Here is a 16546-nt window from a genome sequence, read left to right as displayed (position 1 = left end):
AAAACGCCTGCGTAGGGCTATTATTCGTTGCTATGAGCACCGCGAAAAGCGACGGCGCGCCGACCAAGAAGAAGTCGGCGGGGCCGGCTGCGCCCAAGATCTCCAACGAGGTCTACGAAGCCGAATTGTTCCGGCTGCAAACGGAATTGGTGAAGCTGCAGGAGTGGGTGCGGCAGTCTGGGGCGCGGCTGGTGGTGCTGTTCGAGGGCCGTGACGCCGCGGGCAAGGGCGGTGCCATCAAACGGATTACCGAATACCTCAGCCCGCGGATCGCACACATTGCCGCGCTGCCGGTGCCCTCGGATCGTGAACGCGGCCAGTGGTATTACCAGCGCTACATCGCCCACTTGCCCACCAAGGGCGAGATCGTGCTCTTCGACCGGTCCTGGTACAACCGGGCGGGCATCGAGAAAGTCATGGGATTCTGCACGCCGCGCGAGTATGCGCTGTTCATGCGGCAGACGCCGATCTTCGAGCAGATGCTGATCGACGACGGGATACTGCTGCGCAAATACTGGTTCTCGGTTTCCGAGGCCGAACAGCTGCGCCGGTTCAAAGCGCGGCGCAATGACCCGGTCCGGCGATGGAAGCTGTCCCCGATCGACCTGGAATCGGTATACCGGTGGGAGGATTATTCACGCGCCAAAGACGAGATGATGGTGCACACCGATACCCCGGAAAGTCCGTGGTATGTCGTGGAATCGGATATCAAGAGACACGCGCGACTCAACATGATGGCCCATTTGTTGTCCACCGTCCCCTACCGCGACGTCGAGACGCCCGAGGTCAAGCTGCCGGAGCATCCCGTCGTCAGTGATAACTACCGGCGCCCGCCGCGTGAGCTGTCGACGTACGTCGACGACTACGCGGCCACGCTGATCTAGCCGCCCATGACGGTCGTCTATATCCCCGCCACGCTGCCCATGTTGGCGCAGCTCGTCGCCGACGGCTCGTTGCGGCCGGTCAACGGCACCGCGTTCGCACTGACGCCGAGGTTGCGCGAGGCCTACGCCGAGGGCGACGACGACGAGCTCGCCGACGTGGCGTTGCGCGAGGCGGCGCTGGCGTCGCTGCGGCTGCTGGCGGCCCGGGAAACAGGGGAGGCGGAAGGCGGCGAGTCGTCGGAGGTCCCGCCGCCCCGACGCGCGGTGCTGGCCGCCGAGGTGGAGGACGTCACGTACCGTCCGGACCTCGACGACGCCGTGGTCAGACTGTCCGGGCCGGTGCCGATCGACGACGTGATCGCCGCTTACGTCGACAACGCCCGGGCTGAACCGGCGGTGGCGAGGGCCATCGAGGCGGTCGACGCCGCCGACCTGGGCGATGAGGACGCCGACCTGATCGTCGGCGATGCGCAGGACCACGATCTGGCTTGGTACGCCAACCAGGAGCTGCCGTTCCTGCTGGAGCTGATGTGACGCCGAATGTGAGGCAAACCGCGCAGCAGCGCTAGCTACGACACCGTAGGTTACGGTACCGTAGGTTTCGTGAAGCGCACAGAATCGATCACAATGTGAGCGCAAGCCAAACGCCGCATCGTGAGCAGGAGCTTCCCCTGGGCAGACGTAACCCATCGATCACGGGCAACGTCGTCGATACCGCGCGACCCGTGGTCGCCGGCGCAGACCGGCACCCCGGCTGGCATGCGCTGCGCAAGCTCGCTGCGCGCATCACGACGCCGCTGCTGCCCGATGACTATCTGCATCTGGCCAACCCGCTCTGGTCGGCACGCGAACTGCGCGGCCGCATCCTGCAGGTGCGCCGCGAGACGGAAGATTCCGCGACGCTGGTCATCAAGCCGGGCTGGGGCTTCAACTTCGACTACCAGCCCGGCCAGTACATCGGCATCGGACTGCTGATGGACGGGCGCTGGCGCTGGCGGTCGTATTCGCTCACCTCGGCCCCGGCCGGCGGAGGTGCGCGCTCCGACACCGGTTCGGCGCACACCGTGACCATCACCGTGAAGGCGATGCCGGAGGGGTTCCTGTCGTCGCACCTGGTGGCCGGTGTCGAGCCGGGCACCATCGTCCGGCTGGCCGCGCCGCAGGGCAACTTCGTGCTGCCCGATCCGGCGCCCGCGTCGATCCTGTTCCTCACGGCCGGCTCCGGGATCACGCCGGTGATGTCGATGCTGCGAACCCTGGTGCGCCGCAACCAAATCGGCGATATCGCCCATCTGCACTCGGCGCCGACCCAGTCCGACGTCATGTTTCGCGCCGAATTGTCCGCGCTGGCCGCCGAGCACCCCGGCTATCGGATGCGGCTGCGCGAGACGCGCACCCAGGGCCGGCTGGACCTTTCCGTGCTGGACCGGGAGGTGCCGGACTGGCGCGAACGCCAGACCTGGGCCTGCGGTCCGGAAGGCATGCTCGCCGAGGCCGAGCGGGTATGGTCGGCCGCGGGCATCGCTGAGCGCTTGCACCTCGAGCGGTTCGCGGTATCCAAGGCCGCACCCACCGGCGCCGGCGGCACCGTCACCTTCGCCAAAAGCGGACGCACTGTCGACGCCGACGCGGCGACGTCGCTGATGGACGCGGGCGAGGGCGTCGGGGTGCAGATGCCCTTCGGGTGCCGCATGGGGATCTGTCAGTCGTGCGTGGTCGGCTTGGTGGAGGGTCACGTCCGTGATCTGCGCACCGGCCAGGAGCATGATCCGGGCACACGAATTCAGACCTGCATATCGTCCGCCTCGGGCGATTGCGTGCTCGACATCTAAAGGCTACTCACAGGTAACCTACGGCTTCGTAGGTTACGATAGCGTAGGTCTGGAACAGTTTAAGGACCGAAAAACTACCGCAGGGAGATCACGACGATGGCGATCACAGACGTCGACGTATTCGCCCATTTGACGGACGCCGATATCGAAAACCTGGCCGTTGAGCTCGATGCCATCCGCCAGGACGTGGAAGACTCACGCGGCGAGCGGGACGCTCGCTACATCCGCCGCACCATCGCGGCCCAGCGCGCGCTGGAGGTGACCGGCCGACTGCTGCTGGCCGCCAGCTCGCGGCGCTCGGCCTGGTGGGCGGGGACGGCGACCCTGGGCGTGGCCAAGATCGTCGAGAACATGGAGATCGGCCACAACGTCATGCACGGCCAGTGGGACTGGATGAACGACCCCGAGATTCACTCCTCGACGTGGGAGTGGGACATGAGCGGGTCGTCCAAGCACTGGCGCTACACCCACAACTTCGTGCACCACAAGTACACGAACATCCTCGGGATGGACGACGACGTGGGCTACGGCCTGCTGCGCGTCACCCGCGACCAGCGTTGGAAGCGCTTCAACATCTTCAACCTGGTGTACAACACGCTGCTCGCGCTGCTCTTCGAGTGGGGAGTCGGCTTGCAGCACGTGGAGCTCGGCAAGATCGCCAAGAAGCGGATGGATGGCGACGAGGCCCGCCAACGCACCGAAGAGTTCCTGGCCAAGGCCGGCCGGCAGGTGCTCAAGGACTATGTCGCGTTCCCGGCGTTGACCTCGTTGTCGCCCGGCGCGACCTACATGTCGACGTTGAAGGCCAACGCACTTGCCAATGTGATCCGCAACGTGTGGGCCAACGCGGTGATCTTCTGCGGCCATTTCCCCGATGGCGCAGAGAAATTCACCAAGACCGACATGATCGGCGAGACCAAGGGGCAGTGGTATCTGCGCCAGATGCTGGGCAGTGCCAACTTCGAGGCCGGCCCGGCGCTGCGCTTCATGAGCGGCAACCTGTGCCACCAGATCGAGCACCACCTGTACCCGGACCTGCCGAGCAACCGGCTGCACGAGATTTCGGTGCGGGTGCGCGAGGTGTGCGACAAGTACGACTTGCCTTACACCACAGGCTCTTTCCTGCTCCAGTACGCGAAGACGTGGCGCACGCTGGCCAAGCTCTCGCTGCCGAACAAGTACCTGCGCGACGACGCCGACAACGCACCGGAGACCCGCAGCGAGCGGATGTTCGCCGAGCTCGAGCCCGGTTTCCTGGGCACCGATCCCGCCACCGGGCGCCGCCGCGGTCTGAAGTCCGCGATCACCGCCGTGCGGGGCTGGCGGCGCGGGAAGCGGGCCGCCGCGGCCCGCCGTGCCGGCGAAGGTCTGGCCGCCTAACCGCCCGTTGGCTTTTCGCGCCTGCCGTTAGCGGTGAGAATGGTCCATCTTGACCAGCTTGTCGGCTATCTCGGCCACGGGAGTATTCGAGCTCTGGGACAGTCTAACCAATAAATCGAAGGCGCCCGCCGCGTCGAGGTCGAAACGTTCCATCAGCATGCCCTTGGCCTGCCCGATGATGTCGCGGGTTTCCAGGGCACGCCGCAGTTGCTCGATCTCTTGAGCCATGGCGTCGCGGCCCGCGCGGGACTGGGCGGACAGGGCGGCCAGCACATGGAGTTGCGCGGCGGCGTCATATGTCCGGCCGCCCGCGCCGGTGAGCGACAACGCCGACAATGCCTGGTCGAAGGATGTGATCTCGGCGACCTGGTGTAGCACACCGATGTGCCCGTCGCCGTCGTGTATCGCGAGGTTGCGGGCGGTCCACACCTTGGGCAGGAAGACACCGGGATCCCGCGGGTCGCTGATGTCGTAGCGCATGATCGGCATGATGTCGGTCCCGTTGCGGACCAGCGCAGCCTCGACGGACGCCGCAAGCAACTCCAGGCCGCTGGCCTGGGGGTCATCGGAATTTTCCGGGAACACCTCGGCGACGAGGCCACCCAGCATCTCGTTGCGCTTACGTAGCGAAATCGCCTCGTATTGTGCGTTCAGGCCGCGAATGCGCAGGTCGCGATCCAAAAACATCAGGGCGGCTGTGCCGCACCCGGGCGCAAATTTCGCCGCGAGCGCATGGAAACGGTGTTCGTCCAGCACTCGAGAGATTCGCCGGCTCGCTGGCATTCTTATCGCGTACCCATTCTGCGCCCGGGCTATTGGTGAACCTGGCTACAGCTCGTGGATGCCAAACTCATAGAAGTCCGTAGCAACAATCGGGGCGACGCCGAGTTCGCCGGCGACCGCGTCGATCGCCCGCTGCGCGAGGCGCGTGTCCACCCGATAGGTGGGGGTGAAGTACGGGCTGACATAGCGCTCGTAGTGCTGTCGGGCCTCATCAGGCGTGAGCCGGTCGAGGAACCGGTTGATGTATTCGACGGCGCGGCTGGGTTGTTCGACGAGCAGCCGTAGCGTCCGCTGGTGGGCCCGCATCATGGCCTGCAGCGCCGGACTGTCCGGTGGGATGTGGACGGGGTCGACGGCGACGCCCACCGTGGGGATCTGGAAGTGATCACCGACCCAGGCCAGCAGGTGAAACCCCTCTTCGGCGGCGACCTGTTCGGGGGAGAGGGTGCTGCCGACATAGGCGGCATCGATTGAGCCGTCGCGCAGCCGGCGCAGGTCCATCTGGTAGTCGCCCGGATGCCGCACCACGCAGTGCAGGTCGCGGTCGGGGTCCAGCCCGTGCTTACGCAGGACGATCCGGGCGAAGGTGCCCGGCGGGTTATCGGCGGCGTGCACGGCTAGGCGCCGCCCACGAAGATCCGCCATGGACTTCACCTCGGCGTTGCCGAGAAACCAGAATAGCGGGCGATCGGTGTTGACGCTCAATGCCTTCCAGCCGATCCCGTCGTCAAGCCGCGACAGCAGGGCCCTGCCCAGGCCGATCACCGCGACGTGGCGCAGCCGCTGCGCCGCCCAGCCGACCCCGTCGCGGATGGCGACGTGGACGCCTTCGTCCCGGTAATAGCCCTCCTGGTCGGCGACATGGGCGACCAGCTCCTCGTGAATGCCCCGCCCGACGTAAGCGAGATCGATAGTTTGCACGCCGCACCCCTTTCCCGACGACCCGGTGGCCGGATCGGCTGTCAATCCATGGCGAGGCCGCCGTTGACCTCCAGGCAGTGGCCGGTGATGAAACCGGAATCCGCGCTGGCCAGGAACGCCACCGTCTTGGCCACCTCGTCGGGGCTGACGAGTCGCCCCATGGGATTTGCCGCGCCGAGCTGGTGCATTTCCTCGGCCGTCAACAGCGCGTTCGCCGTGGGATCGGCGACCGTGGCGGGCGAGACGAGGTTGGCGGTGATCTGATGCGGAGCCAGCTCGAGCGCGACGTACCGGACAAACTGGTCCATTGCCGCCGTGGCGGTTCCCACCGTTATCATGCCTTGCCGGGGTCGGCGGGACAGCACGGTGGTGAGGTAGACCAGCCGGCCGTAGCCTCGTGAAATCATGTCGGGGACAACGGCTTTAGTTACCAGAAAGGCGGCGCGCAGTTCTCGGTCCAGTTTGCCACCGAGCTGTTCCCAGCTCAGGTCGGCGAACGAGGTCACGTCGTAGGGAATTAACGCGTTGTGCACGAGCACGTCGACGCCGCCCCACTTTTCGTTGGTTTCATCGACCATCGCGGCGACATCGTCGGGTTCAGTGACATCGGCCCGAATCGCGATCGCCTCGCCACCGGCCGCGGTCGCCGCGGCGACCACGTCGTCTGCTTCCCCGGCGCTGGACCGGTAGTTGACGACGACCCGAAATCCCTGCTCCGCCAAGACCAATGCGGTTGACGCACCGATACCCCGGCTGGCTCCGGTGACTACCGCGACACGGCCCATCAGCGTTACCTCCGTTGCGATGGCGAGGTGCGCAAGCAAGGCCGAACGATACTCCGGCGATATACCCGGGTAAAGAGTTGCATTGCATGCGCTTGGACACCCAGTGGCGCAACATTGATGCATCTTCCGGAAGGAGACGGCCATGGGTGATGACGACGTGCGGGACGCCCTGTGGCGCCACTGGGCGGCCTCCGACGCCAACGACTTCGCTGCCGAGCACCAGATCTACCGAGACGATGCGGTTCTTGAATATCCGCAATCGGGCGAGCGTATCCGGGGTCGCGCCAACATCCAGGCGTCCCGTACCGCCCAGCCGAACACCAAACGCTTCACGGTCCGACGCATGCTCGGCGGCGGCGATCTTTGGATCAGTGAACTCGTTCTGACGTATGACGGGCAGCCGTATTGCGTGGTGAGCATCATGGAATTCCAGGACGGCGGAGTCGTCCGCGAGACGCAGTACTTCGGTGATCCGTTCGAGCCCGGGCCCTCGCGGGCTCAGTGGGTCGAACAAATGCAATGAGCGGGCTCAGGGGCCGCCGGTCACCTTGGCGGCCAGCGCCGCCAGCTTCTCGTCGAGTCCCTGTGCGGCGCTGAGCAATTCCGGATTGGGCGCCGGGTCCTTTTCCAAGACCATCAGCGACGACGGTTTGACGTAGGTCAGGCTGCTGCTGCCTGAACCCTCCTCGAGCAACAGCAGCTCGACCGGGGCGAACAATCCGGCCGTCAGGTCGTGGCGCAGCATGGTGATGGCGATCAGCGGGTTGCCGAGGATGACGCGCAACACTTTTCGGTCGATGCCGGCTTTGTTGATCCAGCCGCCATGGTTGAATAGACCGAATAACATGAAACCGCTTGGCCCGACGTGGGATTGAACCTTCTGCTCGTACGAGTCCCAACTATTTGACGTTTTGCCGATGTCGTCGATCGGGATGGGTTGCTCGCCAATGTCGGCAAGCAGTGCGGCGACCAACTCCTCGTAGCTTTTGGCGCTGTCGTAGCGCACTCGCACGCCGTCGAAGTGGATTTCGCTCACGGTCTCAGCCCAACCGCTCGATGATCGTGGCGTTGGCCATGCCGCCGCCCTCGCACATCGTCTGCAGCCCGTAGCGACCGCCGCGCTGTTCGAGCGCGTTGACCAGTGTCGTCATCAGGCGAGCGCCGCTGGCGCCCAACGGGTGCCCGATGGCAATCGCGCCGCCGTTGACATTCGTCTTGGCCAGATCGGCCCCCGTGTCCTTGGCCCAGGCCAGCACGACGGGCGCGAACGCCTCGTTCACCTCGAACAGGTCGATGTCGGCGAGCGTCAGACCCGCCTTGGACAGCACCTTCTCGGTGGCCGGTATGACGCCGGTCAGCATGTACAGCGGGTCGGAGCCCACCACGGTGGCGGTGTGGATCCGCGCCAGCGGGCGCAGCCCCAGCTTCTTGGCGACCTCGCTGCTGGCGATCAGCACCGCGGCGCTGCCGTCGGACAGCGGCGAGGAGTTTCCGGGTGTGATCTCCCAATTGATCTGTGGGAAGCGGGCTTTGGCCGCGTCGCTGTAGAACGCCGGCTGCAACCCGGCCAGCGTCTCTACCGTGGTGCCGGGGCGGATGATCTCGTCGGTGGCCAGCCCGGCGATCGGAATGAGCTCGTTGTCGAACAGCCCCTCCTTGGTGGCGCGGGCGGCCTTCTCGTGGCTGCCGGCGGAGAACTCGTCAAGCTGCGCGCGCGAAAAGCCCCACTTCGCGGCGATCAGTTCGGCGCTGATGCCCTGCGGCACCAGGCCGTCGGGGTAGCGCCGGGTCATGTCCTGGCCCATCGGGTTGCTGCCCGGCGACACCTGGCTGCCCATCGGTACCCGGCTCATCGACTCCACGCCACCGGCGATGACGAGGTCATAGGCGCCGGCGATCACACCCTGGGCGGCGAAGCTGATGGCCTGCTGGCTGCTACCGCACTGACGGTCGATCGTGACACCGGGAACCGACTCCGGGAAACCCGCGCCCAGCAGGGCATTCCGGGCGATGTTGGCCGCCTGGTCGCCGACCTGGGTGACGGCGCCGGCGATGACATCGTCGACTTGCGCCGGATCCACGCCGGTGCGCGCCACCAGCTCGCGCAGGCTGTGTGCCAGCAGATCGGCGGGCAGCACGTCGTGCAGCGCGCCACTGGCCTTGCCCTTGCCGACGGGGGTTCGGACGGCTCCGACGATGACGGCGTCGCGGACCTGGTTCATGACTCCTCCTTGAGTCCAACTCGATCTAGGTATAGATCGCTGTACTTAGATAAACACCTAGGTATGCTTAAAGCAACCCAGCTGCGAAGGTGATTTAGATGACACTGCTGCAAGGTCCGCTGGCCGACCGCGACGCCTGGTCGGCGGTGGGCGAGTGCGCGATCGAGAAGACGATGGCGGTAGTCGGAACCAAATCCGCGATGCTCATCATGCGCGAGGCGTATTACGGCACCACGCGATTCGACGACTTCGCCCGCCGGGTGGGCATCACCAAGGCCGCCACCTCGGCGCGGCTGAGCGAACTGGTCGAGCTGGGGTTGCTACGGCGCCAGCCCTACCGGGAGCCAGGGCAGCGCAGCCGCGACGAGTACGTGCTCACGGATGCCGGCATGGATTTCATGCCGGTGGTGTGGTCGCTGTTCGAGTGGGGGAGGCATCACCTGCCGGGCCGCAACCGGCTGCGGCTGACCCACCTAGGCTGCGGCGCCGAGGCGAGCGTCGAAATCCGTTGCGCGGAAGGCCATCTGGTGCCGCCCGATGAGCTCGGCATGCGGCTGGCTAAGAAGTCTGGTTGAGCGCCGCCAGCAGCCGGCGGGCCGCGGCGACGCGGCGCACGGCGGGCCCGGTCAGGGTGTCCAGCGCGCACTCCGGGTCGGCCGGCGGCCCCATGTGCCCGCAGCCGCGGGGGCAATCCGCGATGGCCTCGGCCAGGTCGGAGAACGCCATCATGACGTCGTCGGGCTGGATGTGGGCGAGCCCGAAGGAGCGGATGCCCGGCGTGTCGATCACCCAACCGGTGGTGCCAAGCGGCTCGGTCAGCGGCAGCGCCACCGACTGCGTCGACGTGTGCCGTCCCCGGCCGATGTCGGTCACGTCGCCGACGGCGCGGTCCGCGTCGGGCACCAGGCGGTTCACCAAGGTGGACTTGCCGACGCCGGAATGCCCGAGCAGCACGGTGATCTTCCCCCCGAGCAGGTCCGCCACGGCCGGCAGGGGATCGTCGCGGCCGGCGGCCACCACGGTCAGGTCCAGGTCGGCGAACTGCTCCGCGAACGGCTGCGGTGGGGCGAGGTCGGTCTTGGTCAGGCACAGGATCGGCGTCAGTCCGCCCGCGTACGCGGCGATCAGCGTCCTGTCCACCAGGCCGGTGCGGGGCGGCGGGTCGGCCAGCGCCACCACGATCAGCAGCTGATCGGCGTTGGCGACCACCACCCGCTCGGTCGGATCGGTGTCATCGGCGGTGCGCCGCAACACCGTTCGCCGCTCCCCGCGACGCACGATGCGGGCCAGCGTGTCCGGGCGCCCGGACAGGTCGCCGACCACGTCCACCTCGTCGCCCACCACTATCGGGGTGCGGCCCAGTTCGCGGGCCCGCATGGCGGTGACCCGGCGGTCGACGTCGCCGCCGAGCACGCATCCCCAGCGGCCGCGGTCGACACTGACCACCATCGCGGCCTCGGCGTCGGCGTGCTCGGGACGGGTCTTGGTCCGCGGGCGCGAGCCCCGGCCGGAGCGGATCTTGACATCGGACTCGTCGTAGTCACCCGGCTTCACATGCCGCGCTCTTCTCCGGGCTCCAGCATGCGGGCCCACAGCCGCGGAAAGTCCGGCAGCGTCTTGCTGGTGGCGCCGATGTCGTCGACCTCGACCCCCTCCACCCGCAGCCCGACGATCGCACCCGCCATCGCCATGCGGTGATCGGCATAGGAGTGCCACACCCCGGACCGCAGCGGCGTCGCGGTGATCTCGAGACCGTCGGGCGTTTCGGTGCAGTCGCCGCCCAAACGGTTGATCTCCTTGCTCAGTGCGGCCAGCCGATCGGTCTCGTGGCCGCGCAGGTGCGCGATGCCGGACAGGCGCGACACCGATCCCGGCGTCGCCAGTGCGGCCAGCGCGGCCACCGACGGCGTCAGCTCGCCGACCGCGCGCAGGTCGACATCGAACCCGCCGTAGTCGCCGGACCCGCGTACTTCCAGGAACGAACCATTCTGTGTGACAACGGCATTGAGCTTGTCCAAGACGTCCAGGATGTTGGCGGCGGGCTGCACGCTGCTGGCCGGCCAGCCGGTGATGCGCACCGCGCCGCCGCTGACCACCGCCGCGGCCAGGAAGGGGACGGCGTTGGTCAGATCCGGCTCGACCTCCCAGTGCCGCGCCGCGACCGGCCCGGGCCGCACCGCCCAGCGGTTGGCGACGGAGTCATCGACGTCGACCCCGGCCTGGCGCAGCATCGTCACGGTCATCGCGATGTGCGGCGCCGACGGCAGCGACGCACCGGTGTGCTGCACGGTCAGGCCCTCGATGAACGAGGCCGCGCACAACAGCAGCCCGGAGACGAACTGCGACGAGGCCGAGGCGTCGATGTCCACGTTGCCGCCGATGACCGAACCGGTGCCCAGCACCCGGAACGGGAGACCGGAGCCGTCGATCCGGACGCCGAGCCCGCGCAGCGCGTCCAGCAGCGGCGCGATGGGCCGTGCCCGAGCCTGCTCGTCGCCATCGAACTCGACCATCGATTCGGCCAGCGCCGCCAACGGCGGGACGAACCGCAGCACCGTCCCGGCCAGCCCGCAATCGACCTGTGCCATCGGTTCCGGCGATACGCGGCCGCTGACCGTCAGCTCAGTCCCGTCGCCGTCGACGCGCAGACCCAGCGTGCGCAGCGCCCCGATCATCAGGTCGGTGTCGCGGCTGCGCAGCGCCCCGCTGACGGTCGGCGTGCCCTGTTCCTGCGCGGCCGCCAGCGCCGCCAGCACCAAGGCCCGGTTGGTCTGGGACTTCGACCCCGGAACGGTCACGGTCGCGTGCACCGGCTGCGATGCCAAGGGGGCCGTCCATGTCGTCACCGGTCCATCATCGCCTGTCACCGGTTTCTGCCCCAATAGGACTTCGTGGCTCTGCCACTATGGGTCTTATGTGTGGACGGTTCGCGGTAACCACCGATCCAGCCCTGCTGGCCGAGAAGATCAAGGCGATTGACGAGGCCACCGGCGCCGACGCGGCCACCAGCGCACCCAACTACAACGTCGCCCCGACCACGTCCATCGCCACCGTCGTCAGCCGGCATTCCGAGCCCGAGGACCAGCCGACGCGGCGGGTACGGCTGATGCGCTGGGGTTTGGTGCCGCCATGGGCAAAGGCCGGTGCCGACGGCGCGCCCGACACCAAGGGACCGATGCTGATCAACGCCCGCGCGGACAAGGTCACCACGTCGCCCGCGTTCCGGACCAGCGCCAAGTCCAAGCGCTGCCTGATCCCGATGGACGGCTACTACGAATGGCGGGTCAACTCGGACGACGCGGCCGGCAAGAAGACCCGCAAGACGCCGTTCTTCATGTACTCCGAAGACGGCGAGCCACTGTTCATGGCGGGCCTGTGGTCGGTCTGGAAACCGGCTAAGGACGCTTCGCCGTTGTTGAGCTGCACGATCATCACCACGGATGCGCCGGGGGAGTTGGCGCAGATTCACGATCGGATGCCGCTGGTGCTGCCCGAGCGCGACTGGGACCGGTGGCTGGACCCGGACGCCGCGATCGACGAGGGCCTGCTGGCCCGCACGCCCGATGTGCGAGCCATCCGGATGCGCGAGGTGTCGACGTTGGTCAACAACGTCCGCAACAACGGCCCGCAGTTGCTCGAGCCGGCCGAGCCGCAGCCCGAACAGATGAAAATCCTGTAGCGCTGCTTCAGCCGCTACGCCGCTGTCCGAATAGCCGATTTGCCTCGGGGCAGGCGCGATTTCGCATCGTCCTCCCCGCTTCCGTAGTTCCTCGCTCGTCGCCAGCAGCGCGACGGTCGGGCTGTCGGATTACGCACAGCTTCTTCGTCGTATGGATAGACAGCCGAGATGCCGGGAAACACGACGAATCAGGAGAACGCAATGAACATCACAAAACTCAACGACAGCGCACGCCAACTCATCGGTTCCGACCCGGCCACGCTTGTCACGATCAATCGCGACGGCAGCCCGCAAGTCAGCCTGGTCTGGGTGACGGTGCAAAGTACAGCCGACGGCGGTGATGAGCTAGTCACCGCTCATCTGCAGGAGCATCAGAAGATCCGCAACATCCGGCGTGATCCCCGCGTGGCGGTGACCATCGCGTCCACCGACCGCAGCGGGCCACAGACACCCTATCTGTCGATCAGGGGCATGGCGCGCGTCGAGGAGGGCGGTGCTCCCGAAGTACTCGACGAGATCGCCACGACTATCTTCGGCCCCGGCACGGGATTCCCGCCGCCTGAAGCACCCCCGGGATACCTGACTCACATCACGATCGAGAAAATCGGTGGCGTGGGCCCATGGGCGGCCTGAACGTCAAGTTCACACAGGTTCGCCCGCTATTCGTGCTCTGTGGGTGGGGCCACGAGCCGAAAGTTCCTGTCCGGGCGTGGTCATGTTAGGACCTCGGTGCAACCTTTCAGATTCCGGAATTAAGACCGTACGAGCTACGCCGCCTCATCGTCGTCTCCATCGCGCAGCAGCTTCTCGGGGTGATGGAAGGTGTTGGTGCGGGGTCGGCCTCGGTCCAGATGCGGAGGCGGGATCCATTCGGTGTCACCCTTGGCGTTTTTGCGGGTGGTCCAGCCGCCCGGTCGCAGGAGGCGGTGTTGGGGTCCGCAGGCGAAGGTCAAATCGTTGACGTCGGTGCTGTGGCAGGTGGCGTAGTCGGTGACGTGATCGACTTCGCAGTAGTAGCCGGGCACGGTGCAGCCCGGGGCCGAACAGCCACGATCCTTGGCGTACAACACTATTCGCTGGCCGGGTGAGGCCAGGCGTTTGGTGTGATACAGCGCCAGGGCCTTGCCGTGATCGAAGATCGCCAAGTAGTGATGCGCGTGGCGCGCCAGGCGGATCACGTCGCTCATCGGCAAGATGGTGCCGCCACCGGTCAACCCACGCCCGGCCGCCGCTTCGAGGTCCTGCAGCGTGGTGGTGACGATGATGGAGGCCGGTAAGCCGTTGTGCTGACCCAGGTCTCCGGAGGCCAACATGGCGCGCAGGGCGGCCAGCAGTCCATCGTGGTTGCGCTGGGCCGCGGATCGAGGGTCGCGATCGATGGCGTCCTGTCTGGGCGCGCCGTCCACGCATGGTGTGTCATCGAACGGGTTGCACATGCCCGGTGCGGCAAGTTTCGCCAGGACGGCTTCCAACGTGGCGCGCAGTTCGGGAGTGAGCCATCCGCGCAGCGCCGACATCCCGTCGGCCTGCTGGTTGCCCAGCGTCAGCCCGCGCTGCCGAGCCCGGCCCTCGTCGGTGAAGGTGCCGTCGGGGTTCAGGCAATCGGCCAGAATGTCGGCCAGCTTGCCGAGTTGCTCGGGCCGATACCGGGTTCCCTCCGTGGCGAGTTTGGCCTCGGCCTGCTCGCGGGTGGGCGCGTCGATCCAGCCGGGCAACTGGTGGCAGAACTTCCGAATGACGGAGACCTGGCCGGCCCCGAGCTCTCCCTCCCGCTGTCTGGCCGCGGTGGCGGCCAGCACTGGCGCGATGGGCTCGCCGGTCAGCCCCTGTCGTGGTCCCAGGTCGGCTGCTTCGCGGATGCGGCGCGCGGCCTCCGCACGGCTGATCAGGACCCGTTCGGCCAGCGCGTGCGACAGCTTGCCGCCGAGCTCTGCTGGGGTGGCTTGTCGGGCAACGTGATTGATCAGCTGATGCTCGGCTACCGGCAGCCGCCGGCGCGCCTTCTCACTGCGTGCCAAGAACGCAAGGCATTCTCGGGGACTCAACACGTCAAAGCTCAGCGCACCCACGCCCTCGAGCGCATCATCGAGTGCATCGAAGGCCGCGCTGATCGCGTCCCGATCGACGATGCCACTCGAACTCATACCCCGAAACTATCCGAGCCCACCGACAAAAATCGCCCGCCAGAGGCACCTGAAACGCAAGTGACACAAGAGATTTCGCTATGCGTTTTCGATATCCGAATTCTTGTCCGAGCGAGGCGGGAGGGCCGATGACGCGCTCAAGGCACCGGACCGTCACGGGCGACGGCCCACCGCGGGCGGGCCTAAATCAGTTGCTGAGCACCAACTTCCAGTTGCCGTTGACGTTACGGTCCGGAACGCACCAGAAGTTGTTCCAGCTGCCTGGCGTCGTCGCCTTCACGCCCGGGCCGGCGTTCTGACACGCCTCCCGCGTCGGGTAATTGCCCTCCGTCTGAATCGTGTCGGCACCGCTGACGCCCACGCCGATCGTCAACAGCCCGGCCATTGCCAGCAGACCCGCTGCGGCAAAACGCTTGATGTCCATCGGTCAACGGTATGCGGAATCGACGGGCTGAGGAGTGGTTTTCGCCGGATGCTCAACTTCGCCGGGCCGCGAGCGCCACCGCGGTGGCCACCGCTTCCAGCAGACGGCCGAGTTGCTCGGCGTCCCCGACGTCGCGGTCGCCGGCGGCCAGCCGGGTGAAGACACCGGCTATGAACGTGGTGACGGCGGTGGTCTGCGCGGCCAACAGCGCCGGGTCGCGGGTATCGGGCTGCAGGTGCGCGATGGCGTCGCGGGCCATGCCGTTGATCCGGGCGACGAACACCTGCGACGTTTCGGCCAGACCGGGATCGCGGGCAGCGCCGAGCAGCAGTTCGTGGCGCGCCCTGTTGAGCATGAGGCCGGACCCGTCGGCCTGAATCATGGTGAGCCGCGCCAGATGCGCGAAGGGGGAGCGCGGATCGACCGGCTCGTCGATCACCGACTGCAGGTTGGTCACATCGATCTCCGCGACGCGCTTGCCGACGCCGCGCAGCAGGGCGGCGCGGGTGCGGTAGTAATACGACGTGGTGCCCTCGGGGACGTCGGCGACGCGGTCGACCTGCCCGTGCGTCAGCCCGCGTGAGCCGTGCTCGGCCAGCACCCGGATCGCCGCATCGCACAGATCGCGACGGCGTGCGTCGCCGTTGCGTTTGCGGGATCTGTCGGTGGTCATGACCGTCCTCAGCGCAGCACCGTGCCGCCGTCGACGTTGACGACCTGACCGTTGATCCATTCGCCCTCGGCGGATAGCAGGAAGGCGACCAGCGCGGCGACGTCGCCGGGATCGCCGACGCGGGGGCCCCGGATGCGCTTGAGCGCGGCGGCCTGAAGGTCCGGCCATTGCGGCACCGAACGGATGGTCTCGGTGGCGGTGAAGCCGGGTGCGACCGCGTTGCACCGGATGTTGTCCTTTCCCCACCGGGACGCGACGTGTCGGGTGAGCGCGCCGATGCCGGCTTTCGCGGTGGCATACGCCGGACGCGCGGGCTCGCCCTGGAACGCCGCCGCCGAGGACATGTTGACGATCGCCCCGCCGCCGCGTTTGAGCATTTCCGGGATGGCGTATTTCATCGCCGCCACATACCCGCGCACGTTCACCGTCATCACCCGGTCCCAGACGTCGAAGTCGATGTCGACCACGTTGGTGTCGGCGCGGATGGTGCTCATGTCGGCGCCCACGTTGAACAGCAGGTCCACCCCGCCGTAAGTCGTTGCGGCGGAATCGATCAGGCCAGCGACCGACGCGGGGTCGGCCAGGTCGAAGGCGACCTGGGTCGCGGTGCCGCCGTCCGCGGCGATCCGTGCCGCCGTCTGCCGCGCGGCGTCGACGGCGACGTCGCCGATGACCACCCGGCAACCCTCGTCGGCCAGCCGCGCGGCGGTCGCCGCACCGATGCCGGTGGCGCCACCGACGACGATGGCAACTTTGTCGGTCAAACCGCGCAGTCCCATGAACACCCTTCCGCCTCGAGACTATTGACTTTACCTCTAG

General features: G+C 67.1%; 19 protein-coding genes. 8 read left to right on the top strand and 11 right to left on the bottom strand.

What is annotated here, in order from left to right; all coding sequences use genetic code 11:
* The first annotated feature begins 32 nt into the window (after positions 1-32).
* The 4 genes from ppk2 (at position 33) to A5760_RS00680 (ending at position 4096) form a co-directional block, all read left to right on the top strand.
* Positions 33-884: a polyphosphate kinase 2 gene (gene ppk2, locus A5760_RS00695; protein ID WP_064877153.1), complete on the top strand. Its 852-nt coding sequence runs from the start codon at positions 33-35 to the stop codon at positions 882-884.
* A gap of 6 nt (positions 885-890) precedes the next feature.
* Positions 891-1418 carry a DUF6912 family protein gene (locus A5760_RS00690; RefSeq protein ID WP_064877152.1) on the top strand — a complete coding sequence of 176 codons (528 nt, stop codon included), beginning with the start codon at positions 891-893 and terminating at the stop codon, positions 1416-1418.
* A 137-nt stretch (positions 1419-1555) separates the two neighbouring features.
* Entirely contained in the window at positions 1556-2716 is a 1161-nt protein-coding gene (locus tag A5760_RS00685) for a ferredoxin reductase (protein ID WP_064877182.1), read from the top strand.
* A gap of 96 nt (positions 2717-2812) precedes the next feature.
* Positions 2813-4096 carry a fatty acid desaturase family protein gene (locus tag A5760_RS00680; RefSeq protein WP_064877151.1) on the top strand — a complete coding sequence of 428 codons (1284 nt, stop codon included), beginning with the start codon at positions 2813-2815 and terminating at the stop codon, positions 4094-4096.
* A gap of 27 nt (positions 4097-4123) precedes the next feature.
* On the opposite strand, the gene A5760_RS00675 is transcribed toward A5760_RS00680, so the two are convergent.
* From A5760_RS00675 to A5760_RS00665, 3 genes are all read right to left on the bottom strand, one after another.
* Positions 4124-4783, bottom strand: coding sequence for an ANTAR domain-containing protein (locus A5760_RS00675; RefSeq protein WP_231122507.1), 660 nt, complete (start codon positions 4781-4783; stop codon positions 4124-4126).
* A gap of 141 nt (positions 4784-4924) precedes the next feature.
* On the bottom strand, positions 4925-5800 hold the full coding sequence (locus A5760_RS00670) for an ABC transporter substrate-binding protein (protein WP_064877149.1): 876 nt from the start codon (positions 5798-5800) through the stop codon (positions 4925-4927).
* A gap of 41 nt (positions 5801-5841) precedes the next feature.
* Complete coding sequence (locus tag A5760_RS00665; RefSeq protein WP_064877148.1) at positions 5842-6585, bottom strand: SDR family NAD(P)-dependent oxidoreductase; 744 nt, start codon at positions 6583-6585, stop codon at positions 5842-5844.
* A gap of 142 nt (positions 6586-6727) precedes the next feature.
* On the opposite strand from A5760_RS00665, the gene A5760_RS00660 reads away from it, so the two are divergent.
* Entirely contained in the window at positions 6728-7108 is a 381-nt protein-coding gene (locus A5760_RS00660) for a nuclear transport factor 2 family protein (protein WP_064877147.1), read from the top strand.
* Positions 7109-7114: 6 nt separating this feature from the next.
* On the opposite strand, the gene A5760_RS00655 is transcribed toward A5760_RS00660, so the two are convergent.
* Positions 7115-7621, bottom strand: a complete 507-nt coding sequence (locus A5760_RS00655; RefSeq protein ID WP_064877146.1) for a DUF302 domain-containing protein — start codon at positions 7619-7621, stop codon at positions 7115-7117.
* Between the two features lie 4 nt (positions 7622-7625).
* Positions 7626-8807 (bottom strand): thiolase family protein, encoded by a 1182-nt coding sequence (locus A5760_RS00650; RefSeq protein WP_064877145.1) that lies wholly within the window; start codon positions 8805-8807, stop codon positions 7626-7628.
* Positions 8808-8905: 98 nt separating this feature from the next.
* Here A5760_RS00650 and A5760_RS00645 point away from each other — a divergent pair, with 98 nt between their 5' ends.
* Positions 8906-9382 carry a winged helix-turn-helix transcriptional regulator gene (locus A5760_RS00645; protein ID WP_064877144.1) on the top strand — a complete coding sequence of 159 codons (477 nt, stop codon included), beginning with the start codon at positions 8906-8908 and terminating at the stop codon, positions 9380-9382.
* On the opposite strand, the gene rsgA is transcribed toward A5760_RS00645, so the two are convergent.
* Complete coding sequence (gene rsgA / locus A5760_RS00640; protein WP_064877143.1) at positions 9366-10361, bottom strand: ribosome small subunit-dependent GTPase A; 996 nt, start codon at positions 10359-10361, stop codon at positions 9366-9368. The two genes, A5760_RS00645 and rsgA, sit on opposite strands and share 17 nt — an antisense overlap.
* Positions 10358-11653, bottom strand: coding sequence for a 3-phosphoshikimate 1-carboxyvinyltransferase (aroA, locus tag A5760_RS00635; RefSeq protein ID WP_064877142.1), 1296 nt, complete (start codon positions 11651-11653; stop codon positions 10358-10360). The genes rsgA and aroA overlap by 4 nt, the downstream gene beginning before the upstream one ends.
* Positions 11654-11721: 68 nt before the next feature.
* On the opposite strand from aroA, the gene A5760_RS00630 reads away from it, so the two are divergent.
* Together A5760_RS00630 and A5760_RS00625 are read left to right on the top strand one after the other, a co-directional pair.
* Positions 11722-12486: an SOS response-associated peptidase gene (locus tag A5760_RS00630; RefSeq protein ID WP_064877141.1), complete on the top strand. Its 765-nt coding sequence runs from the start codon at positions 11722-11724 to the stop codon at positions 12484-12486.
* A gap of 201 nt (positions 12487-12687) precedes the next feature.
* Entirely contained in the window at positions 12688-13119 is a 432-nt protein-coding gene (locus A5760_RS00625) for a TIGR03618 family F420-dependent PPOX class oxidoreductase (RefSeq protein WP_064877181.1), read from the top strand.
* A gap of 134 nt (positions 13120-13253) precedes the next feature.
* On the opposite strand, the gene A5760_RS00620 is transcribed toward A5760_RS00625, so the two are convergent.
* From A5760_RS00620 to A5760_RS00605, 4 genes are all read right to left on the bottom strand, one after another.
* A complete protein-coding gene (locus A5760_RS00620) occupies positions 13254-14630 on the bottom strand; it encodes an HNH endonuclease signature motif containing protein (protein WP_064877140.1) in 1377 nt (458 codons plus the stop codon).
* Positions 14631-14817: 187 nt separating this feature from the next.
* Positions 14818-15054, bottom strand: a complete 237-nt coding sequence (locus A5760_RS00615; protein WP_064877139.1) for a hypothetical protein — start codon at positions 15052-15054, stop codon at positions 14818-14820.
* Between the two features lie 52 nt (positions 15055-15106).
* Positions 15107-15727, bottom strand: coding sequence for a TetR/AcrR family transcriptional regulator (locus tag A5760_RS00610; protein ID WP_064877138.1), 621 nt, complete (start codon positions 15725-15727; stop codon positions 15107-15109).
* A gap of 8 nt (positions 15728-15735) precedes the next feature.
* The gene (locus A5760_RS00605; protein ID WP_064877180.1) at positions 15736-16506 is read right to left on the bottom strand and encodes an SDR family NAD(P)-dependent oxidoreductase; all 771 of its coding nucleotides are present in this window, start codon (positions 16504-16506) and stop codon (positions 15736-15738) included.
* Positions 16507-16546: the final 40 nt, after the last annotated feature.

The organism is Mycobacterium colombiense, from assembly GCF_001665835.1.
Taxonomy (GTDB): Bacteria; Actinomycetota; Actinomycetes; order Mycobacteriales; family Mycobacteriaceae; genus Mycobacterium; species Mycobacterium colombiense_A.
This window is presented reverse-complemented; position numbering and strand designations above follow the sequence as displayed.